This is a genomic window from Persicimonas caeni (assembly GCF_006517175.1).
GTDB lineage: Bacteria > Myxococcota_A > Bradymonadia > Bradymonadales > Bradymonadaceae > Persicimonas > Persicimonas caeni.
Genome location: NZ_CP041186.1, coordinates 6,485,951 through 6,500,694 on the forward strand (window position 1 = coordinate 6,485,951; position 14,744 = coordinate 6,500,694).

6 protein-coding genes are annotated in these 14,744 nt (G+C 65.9%); 4 read left to right on the forward strand and 2 right to left on the reverse strand.

The annotated features are described in order from the left end of the window. Positions 1-45 precede the first annotated feature (45 nt). Positions 46-3,954 carry a protein kinase domain-containing protein gene (locus FIV42_RS31200; RefSeq protein ID WP_168210906.1) on the reverse strand — a complete coding sequence of 1,303 codons (3,909 nt, stop codon included), beginning with the start codon at positions 3,952-3,954 and terminating at the stop codon, positions 46-48. A gap of 211 nt (positions 3,955-4,165) precedes the next feature. Between FIV42_RS31200 and FIV42_RS24070 the strand changes: the two genes are divergently transcribed. The 4 genes from FIV42_RS24070 (at position 4,166) to gltB (ending at position 11,296) form a co-directional block, all read left to right on the forward strand. Further along, the gene (locus FIV42_RS24070; RefSeq protein WP_141200162.1) at positions 4,166-5,557 is read left to right on the forward strand and encodes a sodium-dependent transporter; all 1,392 of its coding nucleotides are present in this window, start codon (positions 4,166-4,168) and stop codon (positions 5,555-5,557) included. An 83-nt stretch (positions 5,558-5,640) separates the two neighbouring features. Next, on the forward strand, positions 5,641-5,946 hold the full coding sequence (locus FIV42_RS24075) for a hypothetical protein (RefSeq protein ID WP_141200163.1): 306 nt from the start codon (positions 5,641-5,643) through the stop codon (positions 5,944-5,946). Positions 5,947-5,955: 9 nt separating this feature from the next. Next, positions 5,956-6,594 carry a pyroglutamyl-peptidase I family protein gene (locus FIV42_RS24080; protein ID WP_141200164.1) on the forward strand — a complete coding sequence of 213 codons (639 nt, stop codon included), beginning with the start codon at positions 5,956-5,958 and terminating at the stop codon, positions 6,592-6,594. A gap of 217 nt (positions 6,595-6,811) precedes the next feature. Next, entirely contained in the window at positions 6,812-11,296 is a 4,485-nt protein-coding gene (gene gltB / locus FIV42_RS24085; RefSeq protein WP_141200165.1) for a glutamate synthase large subunit, read from the forward strand. 77 nt (positions 11,297-11,373) lie between these two features. On the opposite strand, the gene FIV42_RS30385 is transcribed toward gltB, so the two are convergent. After that, positions 11,374-14,451, reverse strand: a complete 3,078-nt coding sequence (locus tag FIV42_RS30385) for a DUF7151 family protein (RefSeq protein WP_168210907.1) — start codon at positions 14,449-14,451, stop codon at positions 11,374-11,376. Positions 14,452-14,744: the final 293 nt, after the last annotated feature.

The window sequence follows — 14,744 nt, forward strand, 5'->3', positions numbered from 1 at the left end:
GGCGCAGTGCTCCGCGGGCAGCAAACGGCCGGTCCGCATGATGGTTCAGCCCGATGGCAATTGTGGGCGTCTGTGCCGAGGAGCGGCCGTGATCATGGCCGTCATCGCCGCGGGGTTCTCGATGCCGTTCTCTTCCATCCAAACTTCCGCCGAGCGAATCAGCTCGGCGCCCTCGTCGCCGCCCAACAGTTCGCCTCGCCGGCGTCTGGCGGCTCGGGCGTGGAGGGCGAGGTCGTGGTCTTCCATGGCGTGTTCCGCAGACTCGAGGAGTGCGCACGCACGGTCAACTTTTCCGGCTTCGACGGAGAGTTCAGCCTCGACGAGATCGGCCAAGCCGTCCACCCACGCGGCGTCTTCGGCGCGCAACTTGGCCAATGCTCGGCGCGCCGCACGTTGGATCTTCCAGCGCGCGAAAAAGCCGGACGTTCGCCGCAGCGCGGCGACGGCGCTGCGCGCTTCGAGGTTGAGCGCAATCTGGTTGATGATCTTGCTCTGCAGCAGCAGCGAGCGCTTCAGCGGGCCGCGATGCTCCTGAAACAAACTCCAGGCGTTGAGCCCGTTCCCTTCGTACAGCGCCGTCTCGATGCTGCCCTGCAGATACCAGAAGTGCTGCATGTGGTAGCCCTGGCGCGACCAGTCACCGAGCGCCTGCTCCAGGTCGGTGCGAGCTTTCTGGGGGCGGTCGGCGCGCAGGTGCGCCGGGTACATCCAACTTCGCAGCGCCACCATGTGGAACCGGTCGTTCCGCTCTTTGGCGTGCTCGAGCATCTTGGGCATCTGTTGGGCGAACGCGTCGAACTCGCCGAGCCAGTAGGTGGGGAAGAACTCCAAGAAATGAAACGTGGTCACCTCCCAGACGACGCCCGTGCAGTTTTCGGTCAACCGCTGGCGCGCCTGGCGGATCAACTGGCGGCCGCGCTCGAACGACCCGCCCGTATAGGCGTTGAACCCGCGCAGGAAATCGACGTAGCCCTGCACGTACTCGGGGTCTTCGCAGATGCCCACGAGGGACTCGGCCTGGTCGAGCAGCCGGTTGGCCAGTTCGTCGTTGTCGGTCGTCGACGACTCCTGCGCCGCCTGCTGACACAACGTCAGCGCCAGGTGCGCCGGCGAGCCCGACTCGAGCGCCTCCCAGATGCAGTGATAGTGGTAGTAGGCGCTCGCGATCGGGTCGATGATTCCGAGCATCTTGGCGGCGGTCCACAATGCCTCGAGCCGAGAGAGCGTCTCGTCGGGGATGGTATCACGCGGACGGGACTCGACGGCAAAGCCGCGGCGATGCAGCCGGAAGCGCTTCCAGGCAATCGAGCTGATCATGCGAAGCTTGGAGCTCGGCGGCTCGAAGCCGCTGTGGCGTAGCACCTCCTCGATGACTTCCATGCCGCGGTCGAATTGGCCGCCCCGGAGCAGTTGCTCGGCAGCGCGGATGCGAAAGTCGAGCGCTTGCTGGGCGTCGGCCAGCTCGGCAGCCTCCAAAAAAGCTGCGGCGGCGCGTGGCCCGCGGCCCAGATAGCCGTAGGTCGTGCCCAGCTTTTCGAGCAGCGAGACGCGCTTGTCTGGCCAGTCTCGCAGCTCGAGGGCCTGTTCGTAGAGGCGCGCGGCGCGCTCGAAGGCGAGCGCCTCGGAGGCGCGGTTGGCCGCGACCAGCGAGTAGTGGCCCGCTTTGGCGCGGTTGTCGGCGGCCAAGAAGTGATGGGCGACCGTCTCGGGGTCGAAATGGCCCTGGGCCTCGAGGGCGTGGGCGAGGCTTCGGTGGTAGCCGACCAGGGTCGTCTCGCCGAGGCGATCGACGAGCGTCTCGCCGATGCGCGCGTGATACGGCTCGAGCCACTCGTAGTCTCGCGCGCTCTTGACCCGAAGCAGGTGCTCGCCGCGCAGCGTCGCCAGCACCGATTGCTCTTCGTTGTCGAGGTTGGCGACCTGGCGAGCGATGCGGCGATCGAGCGGCTGGGCGGCGACCGCCAATACCTCGAGCAGCCGGCGCGCCGGCTCGGCGAGTTGCTCGACGCGCCGGTAGATGACGTCGCCCAGCGAGGTGAGATCGGAGTCCGGGCCGGTGTCGTGCGCTTGGGTGTGGCGGGCGAGTTCGTCGATGAAAAACGGGTTGCCCTTGGCCTCGCGCGCGATCGCCTCGACCCGCTGGGGCACGCGGCGTGCCTCCTCGGACAGCAGGCTGGCGGCAAGCTCCAGGGCCTCGTCGTCGTCGAGTTCGCCCAGTTGGACGTCGAGTCGCGTCAGGTGATCGCCGAATTTGTCGAGCGCGGGCAGAAAGGTGCTCAAAAACGGGCTCGTTTCGGCGTCTTCACTACGCCAGGTGGTCACCAAGAAGAGCGGCGGCGGGTTCGGCGGCGCGAGCAGCTCTTTGAGCAACATGGCGCTATCTTCGTCGCCCCACTGAACGTCGTCGATGTAGACGACCACCACGTGCTTTCGGGCGAGGCCCTCCAACAGGTTGCGCAGCGCGGTGAAGGCCCGCGCGCGCAGGGTGTGCGAGTCGAGTTTGGCCGGCTCGGCGTCCTCGAGGGCGTCGCGCACCGCCGGAGCCCGCTCGAGGACCGGAAATAGACGAGTCAGCGCGTCGATATCTCCCTCGAGCCACTCGGCGACCTCCTCCTGGGAGAAGCGGTGCAGCTGAGTGCTCAGCTCGTCGATGAGGCTGTCGAGGGCTTTGTAGGGGACCGACTCGTTCTCGTAGCAGCGCCCCTCGAGGACCACCGGCTGGAAGGGCTCTTTGCCCAACGCGTCCAGAAAGCGTTGGACGAGCGCGGTCTTTCCCATGCCCGACGCCCCGTGGACGTTGGCCACGGCGAGGCTGCCGCCGTGCACACAGCGCATCATGGTGCGTCGAAGTGATTCGAGCTGGTCGGCGCGGCCCACGAAGCTGGGGCGGCGCATGCTCGAGCTCGAGCGCAACGAGCTCGTCAACGAGCGTGGGTCGGCTACCGCGCCCAGGCTCTCCAAGATCTCTTTACCACCGGGACGCTCCTCGGGAGCGAGGCGAAGCAGCCCCATGCATAGCTCTTCGAGGTCGGCGGGCACGCCCTCGACGAGTTCCGAGATAGGCGTCGGCTCGACGGTCTGCTTGCGAAGCAGAAGCTGCAGCGGCGTGTCGCCGGTGACCGGGGGCTCTCCGGTGAGCGCCTCGTAGAGCATCGCGCCCACGGCGTACCAGTCGGTCGCCTCGTCGAGGCTCTCGCCCATGGCCTGCTCGGGAGACATGTAGCGCGGCGTGCCGGCGAATTTGACCTGGTTGGGGTTGCTCTCGCGCTCGAGTTTTTGCAGCAGATTCTTGCGTGGCCCCACCTCGGTCACCATGCCGAAGTCGAGCAAGACGACGCGGCCGGCGCCGTCGATCATGACGTTCGACGGTTTGATGTCGCGGTGCAGTTTTCCGAAGCCGTGCAGGGCCATGACCCCGCGGGTGAGCTGCTCGAGGGCGTGGCGAACCCGGTCGATGTCGACCGGGCAGCGCCCCTTTCGGCCGTCGAGGCTCTCGAGCTCGCCTGTGGTCGCCGCGGTGGGGCTTGCGAGCTCGGAGGTCTCGCGGGCGAGGGTGGCGTCGATCTCGACGGTCGCCGCCTCGACGACGGCGGTGTCCTGAATGCTGCGGGAGGCATCCGGCGCCGAGGTCGGATCGCCGAGCTGCAGCCAGCCCAGAAAATCGAGGCCGTCGATGAGCTCCATGGTGAAGTACCACAGCTCGCCCTCCGAGATGAGCTCGTAGAGGGTGACCAGATTCGGGTGGGCGATGTCGGCCAGCGAGCGAAACTCGCGCTTGAAACGGTACAGCGAGCGCGGGTTGGTCTCGTGGAGGGTCTTGAGGGCGACCCGGGCGCCCAGCTCGCGGTCGAACGCCCGGTACACCACGCCAAAGCCTCCCGAGCCAAGCCTCGACTCGATGTCGAAGCGCTCGGAGACCAAGCTCGGCTGAGGGGCTTTGAAGGTAATGGCCATCAGGTCTCGACGTCGGTACTGCGCTGCCGCGGTAAAGGCTCTGAACCCCCGTTCAGACAGGAAGAAGACAACGCTGCATACCATAGGTCGTCAGCGCCCGGTTGTGAAGATCGTTGCTCGGAGTCCACTCGGGCTCATCTTGACGCTGCGGTGCGAGATACGTAGAAGTTCGGGTCTCTCGATAATTCGATGCCTTCAAAGAGGTTTTGCCATGAGCGCTGGGAACGAGACGCGCGAGCATTGGAGTGGGCCCGTTGGCTTTGTTCTGGCGGCCGTAGGGTCGGCGGTCGGTTTGGGCAACGTGTGGAAATTCCCCTACATCACCGGCATCAACGGCGGTGGCGCGTTCGTGCTCGTCTACTTGGGGTGCATCGCCGTGGTCGGCCTGCCGCTGCTGATCGCGGAGATGTCGATCGGCCGGCGCAGCCAAAAAGAGCCGGTGGGCGCCTTCTCGTCGCTGGCCCACGCCGGCCGCGGCGGCAAGTTGTGGGGCATCTTCGGCTGGCTGGCGGTCGTGACGGCCTTCTTGCTGCTCAGCTTCTACAGCGTCGTAGGCGGCTGGACCATCGGCTACTTCATCAAAGCCGTCAGCGGCACCTTCACCCCCGAGGCGGCGGCGTCTTCCGGTGAGATCTTCGACACCTTCGTGAGCGACCCGGTCCAATCGACGATCTACCACGCCATCTTCATGGCCGCGTGCATCGGCGTGGTCCTCGGTGGCGTCTCGCGGGGCATCGAGCGCGCCGCGCGGGTGCTGATGCCCGTCTTCGCGGTGCTCTTGCTGGTGCTCCTGGGGTATTCGCTCACGCTCGACGGCGCCGGCGAGGCGCTGCGGTTCATGTTCTACCCGGACTTCAGCAAGCTCACCCCGGCGGCGGTGCTCGAGGCTTTGGGCCACTCGTTCTTCACGCTCAGCCTCGGCATGGGCGTGATGATCGTCTACGGCAGCTACCTGTCGAAGCAGGACAGCGTCTTCAAGTCGGGCCTGGCGGTCTCCATAGCCGACACACTCATCGCGCTGGCCGCGGGCGTGACGATCTTTGGCATCGTCTTCAGCGCCGGCAAAGAGCCGGGCAGCGGCGCCGGGCTGGTGTTCATCACTCTGCCGTCGCTCTTCGCCCAGCTTCCGGCAGGAAGCCTGTGGGCGGCGATCTTCTTCTTGCTGCTCGGCTTCGCCGCGCTCACCTCGGGCATGTCCATCCTCGAGGTCGCCGTGGCCTATTTCGTCGACGAGCGCGGCAAGTCCCGAAAGGTGGCCACGTTGACCTTCGGCGGGATTATCTTCGCGCTTGGGCTTCTGAGTGTGTTGTCGTTCAGCGTCTTGAGCGACGTCCACCTGATGACGGTCGGGCAGGGCGACGAGCTGAAAGATCTGACGGTCTTCGACACCCTCGACTACCTCATCAGCAACTGGGCGCTGACCTTGGGCGGCCTGGGCGTGGCTCTGTACGCCGGCTGGGGCGTGAGCAGGGACGACTTGTGGGACGAGCTCAAAGACGACGCGCTCGGCAAGGCGGGCTTTGCCGGCTGGTTTTTGATCACGCGCTTTGTGGCGCCGGTGGCCGTCATCCTGGTGTTGTTGCATTCGGTCGGCGTCGTTTGATGGGCGCGACGCGCGGCTGGTCGAATGCGAGTCAGGTGGGTATGTTCGGGCTGTGGAGTTGGTTTTTGCCCGTGAGGTAGCCTATGGCGAAAGAAAACGAGCGCACCCTGGCGTTTACCTGGTATCGTGAGGAAGACTACGAGCGCCTGCTCGACGTCAGCCAGGAACAAGAGGGCCTCAAAGACAACTACAAGGAATGGCTGGCCGATGCGCGTCAGGCGTTCCTCAAGTACAAGCGTTTGGGCTTCGAGCCCACGCGTGTGTATCTCGACGTCGAGGAGTACGTCGCCTGGTGCGACAGGCGCGAGCGCCCCGTCAACCATAAGTCGCGCGAGATGTTCAAAGAGATCAAGCGCCAAGAGTTCTACCGCAACCTGGACAAGGACTGACGCGACCCGATGGCCACGTCCATTTTCGACCCCTCCAAACTTCGCATCGTGGCCACGGGCTTCGGTCCTTTTCTCGATCACCAACGAAACCCGTCCTGGGAGGTGGCGCAGGCCTTCTCACAGGCCGTCGCGCCCCATTTTTCCACCGACTGCGAGCGTCTCGCAGTGACCTACGCCGAGGCACAGCACTTTGTGGAGCGGGTGGGCTACGAAGAGGGGCACCTCTTGGTGGTGCACTTCGGGCTGAGCGGCCGGCGCGACCACGTCGCGCTGGAGCGCTTCGCGCATAATTGCCGCGGCGAGACCCGCGACGAAACCGGCCGCGACGGCTGGCCCGACCACGTCGAGCCCGGCGGCCCGTTGGCGCTCCAGACCCTCTTGCCGCTTCGTTCCCTGGCCGCCGAGATCGACGCGCGGCTCCACGAGGCGCTCGACCTTCGCGCCCGCGTCAGCCGCGACGCGGGCGAATATGTGTGCAACGCCATCTACTACTGCTCGTTGCGCGCGGTCGAGCGTGTGCGTCGCGAAGGCCTGCCCGCCGACGCGCTCTTCGTGCACGTTCCCCAGCTCGATCCCGTGAGAGCCGACGCCGTCGGCGCCCAGATGGGCGACGTGTTGTGCGCTCACCTGAGCGACCGCCAAGCCTGAGCTGAATCTTTTTCGGCTCGCATGGAATCCCTCGCAATTTCAATTCGTTGCGCTTTACAAAGCAAGAGTGCCGTTGTGTGAAGTTGTACCTGCTTCCGGGAGCGACTCTTGCTTTCGAGGTGGAACGTCCACAGTCAGTCCTTGTTCTGTGGGCAAAGAAATACTACCATGACGCACCGCGTCACAACGGAATAATGAGTCGCTTAGGGAGACGAATATGGCAGGTTCGAGTCGTCCGCAGTCACTGTACGAGTCGAGGTTCGAGCATGATGCTTGTGGTGTCGGATTCATCGCAAATATCGACGGCAGCGCCGACCACAAGACGATTGCAGATGCGCTCAGAGCCTTGGCCAGACTCAAACACCGCGGCGCGATCGACGCCGACCAGAAGACTGGCGACGGCACCGGGGTGCAGTTTCAGGTGCCCCACGAGTTCTTCCGCAGCGAATACGAGCGTCTGACCGGAGACGAGGTCGACGAGGGTGAACTCATCGGCGTGGGCAACGTCTTTTTGCCCCGCGAGAACACCGCCCAGGCGCGACGCATCGTCGAGCACGTGCTCCGGCGCCGCGGCTACGCCTTTGCCTGGCGTGAGGTGCCCATCGAGCGCGAGGTCTTGGGCGAAAAGGCCTTGGCGACGATGCCCCAGATCGTCCAGGTCATCGTGCGCGGCGGTGAGCACACCGACGAGCCGCTCGACTTCGACCGGCGCCTGTACGTCATGCGCAAAGAGGTCGAGCAGCGCGCGAGCGTCGCCGACATCGACGCGACCTACTTCGTGTCGTTTTCGTGCCGCCGCCTGGTCTACAAGGGCCTGACGGTCGCCGACGCGCTCGCCGAGTTCTATCCCGACCTTCGCAACGAAGCGTTCGTGTCGGCCTACTGCATCTTCCACCAGCGCTACAGCACCAACACGTTTCCGACCTGGTCGCTCGCCCAGCCCTTCGACATGCTCGGGCATAACGGCGAGATTAACACCATTCTGGGCAACGGAAACGGCACCCGACTGCGCGAAGGGGACCTGTCGAGCCCGATCTGGGGCAACGAAATCGAGTACCTGACGCCCATTCTCGACCAGAACCAGAGCGACTCGGCCCAGCTCGACAACGTGCTCGAGCTACTGACCCTGTCGGGCCGCTCCATTCTGCACGCCGTCGAGATGCTCATCCCAGCGGCCTGGGAGGCGATGCCCGACGTCGACCCCGACCTGAAGGCGTTCTACGAGTACCACGCGTGCATCAACGAGCCTTGGGACGGCCCGGCGGCGGTGGTCTTTAGCGACGGCGACATCGTGGGCGCCAAGCTCGACCGCAATGGGTTGCGCCCGGCGCGCTACAAGGTCACCAAAGACGGGCGCATGATCGTAAGCTCTGAGGTCGGCGTGCTCGACATCCCCGGCTCCGAGCTCGCCCAGCAGGGCCGCCTGGGCCCGGGCGACATGATCGCGGTCGATCTGGGCCGGCAGACCGTGCTCGAGAATCAGGACATCGAGCAGATGCTGTCGAGCCAGGCGCCCTACGGCGAATGGGTCGACGAGCACCTCGAGCGCGTCGACTACGCCCCGTTCGACGCCGCACACATCATCCGCGAGTCGAAGCCCGAGGACCTCGTCGAGCGCCAGCTCTGCTTTGGATACAGCGCCGAAGAGGCCAAGTTTTTGTTCGAGCCGATGACCGGCGAGGCCAAAGATCCGGTCCACTCGATGGGCGACGACACGCCGCTGGCGGTGTTGTCGCGGCTGCCCAGGCTCTTGAGCACCTATTTCAAGCAGCGCTTTGCGCAGGTGACCAACCCGCCCATCGACCCGATTCGCGAGAAGCTGGTCATGTCGCTGGGAGTCAACCTGGGCAAGCGGCGCAACTGGCTGGCCGAGATGCCCGAGCACGCCGACCAAATCGTGCTCGCCGGGCCGGTCGTCACCCAGGTGGACCTCGATGCGATGCGCGAGAAGGCCGAGGCGCATGTCATCGACGCGCTCTTCGACGTCGACAAGGGCTCCGAAGCACTGCTGCCGGCGCTCAACGAGGTATGTCGCAAAGCCGAGGCCGCGGTCGACGCGGGCGCGACGATGCTGATCCTGTCTGACCGAAGCGTCGGGCCGGGCAGGGCGCCCATCCCGATGCTTCTGGCGGTCGGCGCGGTCAACAGCCACCTGCTGCGGCAGGGAAAGCGCCTGCACACCAGCCTCATCGCCGAGTCGGGCGAGCCGCGTGAGGTCCACCACTTCGCCACGCTCATCGGCTACGGCGCCAGCGCGGTGCACCCGTACCTGGCCTTCGAGACGATCGTGCACGAGATCGCCGATGAGGACGCCACCGAGGAGCACCTGGCGGGTATGCTCGAGAACTACCGCGAGGCGATCCACAAAGGGCTGCTCAAGATCATGAGCAAGATGGGCATCTCGGTGCTCGGAAGCTACCGCGGCGCCCAGATCTTCGAGGCCATCGGCATCAACGGGCGTGTCATCGACTACTGCTTCCCGAACACGCCTTCCCAGATTGGCGGCATCGGCTTCGAGGAGATCGCCAAGGAGGCGCTGGTGCGCCACGGCGAAGCCTATCCCGACGAGGGCGAGGCCAGCGTCCAAGACCTGGGGTACTTCCGGTTTCGCCGAAGCGGCGAGGAGCACGGCTGGTCGCCCAAGATGCTGCGCGCCATGGCGGGCTTCCAGCGCCAGGCAACCTGGGACAACTACAAAAAATTCGCCGAGGAGTCGGACAATCGGCCCCCGATCGCGCTGCGCGACTTGATGGAGTTCTCCAGCGACCGCAAGCCGGTTCCCCTGGATGAAGTCGAGTCCAAAGAATCGATCCGCACGCGGTTTACCACCGCGGCGATGTCGCTCGGCTCGCTGTCGCCGGAGGTCCACGAGGCGATCGCCATCGCGATGAACCGCATCGGCGGCAAGAGCAACACCGGCGAGGGCGGCGAAGATCCGAAGCGCTACGAGCCGAGCGAAGACGGTGATTCGGCCGACGCCTACATCAAGCAGGTCGCCTCGGGACGCTTCGGCGTCACCCCCGAGTACCTGAGGCGTGCGCGCGAGCTCGAGATCAAGATGGCCCAGGGCTCCAAGCCCGGCGAAGGCGGCCAACTCCCGGGCCACAAGGTCACCAAGTATATCGCCACGCTGCGCCACTCGACGCCGGGGGTGAGCCTGATTTCGCCGCCGCCGCACCACGATATCTACTCGATCGAGGACCTGGCGCAGCTCATCTACGACCTCAAGCAGATCAACCCGGAGGCCGAGGTCGTCGTCAAACTCGTGGCCGAAGCCGGCGTGGGCACGATCGCGGCCGGCGTGGCCAAGGCCTACGCCGACGTCATTCAGATCTCGGGCCACGACGGCGGCACGGGCGCATCGCCCCTGTCGTCCATCAAGAACGCGGGCGGTCCCTGGGAGCTCGGGCTCGCCGAGACCCAGCAGGTTCTGCGCCTCAACGGACTGCGTGAGCGCGTCAAACTGCGCACCGACGGTGGCTTGAAGACCGGCAAGGACATCGTCAAAGCGGCGATGCTCGGCGCCGAGGAGTTCAACTTTGGCACCGCCGCGCTCATCGCGATTGGCTGCAAGTACGTGCGCCAATGTCACCTGGACACCTGTCCGGTGGGCATCGCCACCCAGCGCGAAGAGCTCAGAGAGCGCTTCAAAGGGAGCCCCGAACAGGTCATCGACTACTTCAACGGGGTCGCCGAGGACGTACGCCACGTGCTCGCCGCGCTCGGCTTCCGCACGCTCGACGAGCTCGTCGGACGCACCGACTTGCTGCGCCAGACGACGGTCGAAGGCCACCCGAAGGCGAACCTGGTCGACCTTTCACGACTGCTGCGCGACCCGGCGCCCGACGCCGCGCGCCGGCGCACCTGGGAGCGCAACGTGCGCCCGGCGCCCTCACTGAATGACCAAATTCTCGAGGACGTGGGCGAGGCGGCCAAGAATGGAGAGAAGGTCGAGAAGACCTATCGCATCACCAATGTCTCCCGCACCGTCGGCGCCCGTCTGGCCGGCCATATTGCCGAATCCCACGGCAATACCGGCCTGCCCGAGGGGACGGTCGACCTGACCTTCAACGGCGCGGCCGGCCAGAGCTTCGGCGCGTTCAACATCGCCGGGGTGCGCTTGCGTCTCGTCGGCGAGGCGAACGACTACGTCGGAAAAGGACTGGGTGGCGGCGAAGTGATCGTGCGTCCGCCCGACGATGCGCCCGGACATCCCACCGACGTCGTCGCCGGAAACACGTGCCTGTACGGCGCGACCGGCGGAAGGGCGTTTATCCGCGGCTCGGCCGGCGAGCGCTTTGCGGTGCGAAATAGCGGCGGTGAAGCCGTTGTCGAGGGCGTGGGCGACCACTGCTGCGAGTATATGACCCAGGGGGCGATCGTCGTGCTCGGCCAGACCGGAAAGAACTTCGGCGCGGGCATGACCGGCGGCTTGGCCTACGTGTTCGACCCGAAGGCGACCTTTGTCGGCAAGTTCAACTCCGAGTTCGTCGACGTCGCCCGCATGGGTGACGAGGACGCCAAGCACGTTCGCGCGCTCGTCGAGCGTCACGCCGAGGTGACCGACAGCCCGGTGGCGCGCGACATCTTGGCCGATTGGGACGAGGAGCGCGGCCACTTCTGGAAGGTCATTCCCCACGAGACGGCCAAGCTCGAAGACCTCTACGAAGAGGGCGAGGATTTGGTGTCGACGGGTAGTTGATGGGCGGTAATCACCGTCAAACGCAAAGAGGCGCGGGTCGAAACCCGCGCCTCTTTGCGTTTAGCTAAACCGCCGGATTAGCTTCGGCGGCGGCGCACCAGGGCGCCCAGGGCAAGCAGCAACACCGCGGCGAAGGAGCCGGGGGCGTGGCCGTTGCCGGTCGAGGAGCAACCGCCCTCGGGGCCGGCCGGGCCGCGCGTGCCGTGGCAAACCGCCGAGCTGGACTCGACCTCTTCTTCGGACAGCTCGCCGTCGCCGTCGACGTCGCGGCCGACTTCGAGCATGAAGCCGGTGGCGGAGCACTCGTCTTCGTCGCCGGTGAGCGGACGCACGCGGGTGAGCAGGCTGGCTGCGTCGGCACCATCGGCGCCGTTCTCACCATCTGCACCGTCAGTTCCGTCGGCACCGTCTTGGCCGTCGATCCCGTTGCACACGTAGGTCGTCGTCGTGATCTCGTCGTCTCCCAACGTGCCGTCGGCGTCGAGGTCAGAGCCGGCGTCGATGCGCTGGCCACCAGCTTCGCAGTTGTCGCCGGCCGGCTCTTCGGTCACCTCGACGAGGGTCTCGGTGCCATCTTCGCCGTCGGCGCCGTTGCAAAGATAAGCCGTCGAGTCGACCTCACCGGCGTCGAGGACGCCGTCGCCGGCGGTCTCGCCGCCGTCACCGTTATCCAGGCCGAAATCGATCTGAGTGCCGCCGTCCGGGCAGTTGGCGTCGCCCACGGCCAGATCGCTCGTTGCGCTCAATTGGCTGGAGCCGTCTTGGCCGGCCGCGCCGTTACACACGTAGGTCGTCGAGTCGACCTCACCGGCGTCGAGGACGCCGTCGCCGGCGGTCTCGCCGCCGTCGCCGTTGTCCAGGCCGAAGTCGATCTGGGTGCCGCCGTCGGCGCAGTTGGCGTCACCGGTGGCCAGCGGGGTGGTCAGGGTCAGCGAGTCGGAGCCGTCGGCACCGTCGGCGCCGTTGCAGATGTAGCTGGTCGAGTCGACCTCGCCGGCGTCGAGGACACCGTCGGCTGCGGCCTCACCGCCGTCGCCGTTGTCGAGGCCGGCGTCGAACTGCACGCCGCCGTTGGCACAGTTGGCGTCGCCGACCGCGAGTCCGGTGGTCGTGACCAGCGACGAGTAGCCGTTGGTACCATCGGCACCATCGGCACCATTGGCACCATCCGCACCGTCGGCGCCGTTGCAGATATAGCTGGTCGAGTCGACTTCGCCGGCGTCGAGGACGCCGTCGTCGGCCGTGCCTCCACCATCAGCGTTGTCGAGGCCCGCCTCGAGCATTTGGCCACCATTGGCGCAGTTGGCGTCGCCGATGGGCAGGGCGGTGTATCGGCTCAGCGAGTTGTGGCCGTTGGTGCCGTCAGCGCCATCGGCGCCGTCTTGGCCATTGGTGCCGTTGCAAGCGTAATTGGTCGAGTCGACCTCGCCGGCGCCGAGGGTGCCGTCACCGGCGGTCTCGCCTCCGTCACCGTTATCGAGGCCGACGTCGAGCTGGACGCCGCCGTTGGCGCAGTTGGCGTCACCGACGTTGAGCGTGGTGAGGTTGACGAGTGCGGTTGCACCGTCGGTACCGTCGGCGCCGGGGGCGCCGTTGCACACGTACTCGGTGCTGTCGATTTCGTCGGCCTCGAGAATGCCGTTGGCGCGAATGCCGGTGCTGGTGCCGTCGTCAAAGCCCGTATCGATCTGGACGCCGCCGTCAGCGCAGTTGGCATCGCCCACCGGAAGCGACGTTACCTGCGTGCGATAGGGCATCTCGACGGTGGCCGTGGTGGTCGGACAGCCGGTCGCGGCGGGGAAGTAGACGGTCGTATCGGCTGTGATGGTGCCACCGCCCGTGGTGCCGCAGTCGGCCTGCGTGGCGTCGACGCCTTCGTCATTGTTGTCCGAGATGATGCTCGTTCCGAACACCGCGATGGAGCCGCCGTTGGTGAACAAGCCGCCTCCCCAGCCCTTGCCCGGTTGGCCGTTGCTTCCCGAGTAGTAGGGGCGACCACCGGCGCCGCGCGGGGCGGCGTTTCCTTGGATAACCACGTCGGTCAAGCTGACTGCGCCTCCGTTGTCGAAGATCGCGCCGCCCAGGCCCGCTCCACCTCCGCCACCTGCCGCACAGGAGTAAAGTGCAGTGCCGCCCCGGCCGCCGCCGAAGCCGCCAGCGCCGTAGTTTCCGTTGCTGCCGCCGCCAGAGTTGGCGCCCGCGCCGCCACCGCCGCCGCCGAAGCCGCCCGTGCCGCCGGCCGCGTAGGTGTCGCCACCACCGCCGCCACCGCTGTAGCTGCCGGCGCCACCTGCGCCACCGTTGCCGCCGGCACCGCCTGCGCCACCGCCGTTGCCTCCGTACCAGCTACCATAGGTCGCGCAGTCGCCGGCTGCTCCACCGGTGCCACCTGCGCTGGTGTTGCCGTTGATGGCGGTGTTCGACGCCGTCACAGAGCCCGGCCACGTGTTGAAGATCGCGCCTCCGAGTCCGGCGCCGCCGCCACCGCCGCTACCTCGGCCGGAGCCCGCCGCGCCGTTGCCGCCCAAGGCCTGGTTGGCGCTGAGCATCGCGTCGGTCAGAGTGAGTTGACCGCTGTTGTAGATGCCGCCGCCCTGGCCACCGCCGCGGCGTTGGCCGTCGTCGCCCTCGGCGTTGTTGCCGCTGACGGTCGCGTTGGTCAGCGTGAGCGTTCCCTCATTGAGGATGCCGCCGCCGTTGGCCGCGTAGACCCGGCCGCCGGTGACGGTGATCGTGTCGAGGGTGACAGTCGCATTCGTGGTGAGGTGGAGGGCACGATCGATTTGGGCGGCGTCGATTGTCGCCGCATCCGTCGAGGTGCTCTGGATTGTAATTTCGCTGTCGAGGTCGAGGTCGCCGGTAGCGTTGGCGTCTTCACCAGTGCCAGAGAGAGCCAATTGATAGGTCTCTCCTCCCGTCAATTGGATGGTATCGGCCCCCGAGCCAGCCGCACAGGCGTCGACGGCTGCGTCGGTATTCGCCGCCTCGATCGCCTCGCGCAGCGAACAATCTCCGTCGGCGTTCAACTCGTCGGTGGTCGTATCCACCGTGATCGTGGCTGCACTGGCGACCACGGGGGTCAGCACCAAGCCGGCCGCGACGGCGCTCGCGCTCAACCACTTGCGATTGACTTTCAAGACATCGTTGTACTTCAACGTCACCCTCCGTCTAAAAATTTTCTCAAAAGAAACTTTGTCCGTGCAAAGTACATCGGCACAGTTGGCGGGGCAATATAGAAAAAAGGTTTTTTGTGGTTTTATTTTCGTTGGTGTGTGGTGGGTTGGCAGCTTTCTCTGCAGGAGGTACCCAATTCCCGGTTCTTGCCTTTCCCCGACGGCTGCTTACCATGTCGTCGAATTGGAAGATGTGCGTTATCCCAGAAGGGATGATTTACAAGGTCACCATCCCGAGATTGGATGGTGTTTGTCTTTCCGCCTTTTCATTCTTC

Coding starts and splice junctions, on each gene's coding strand:
- FIV42_RS31200 (WP_168210906.1), bottom strand. CDS start 3,954: ATGGCCATTACCTTCAAAGCCCCTCAGCCGAGCTTGGTCTCCGAGCGC.
- FIV42_RS24070 (WP_141200162.1), top strand. CDS start 4,166: ATGAGCGCTGGGAACGAGACGCGCGAGCATTGGAGTGGGCCCGTTGGC.
- FIV42_RS24075 (WP_141200163.1), top strand. CDS start 5,641: ATGGCGAAAGAAAACGAGCGCACCCTGGCGTTTACCTGGTATCGTGAG.
- FIV42_RS24080 (WP_141200164.1), top strand. CDS start 5,956: ATGGCCACGTCCATTTTCGACCCCTCCAAACTTCGCATCGTGGCCACG.
- gltB (WP_141200165.1), top strand. CDS start 6,812: ATGGCAGGTTCGAGTCGTCCGCAGTCACTGTACGAGTCGAGGTTCGAG.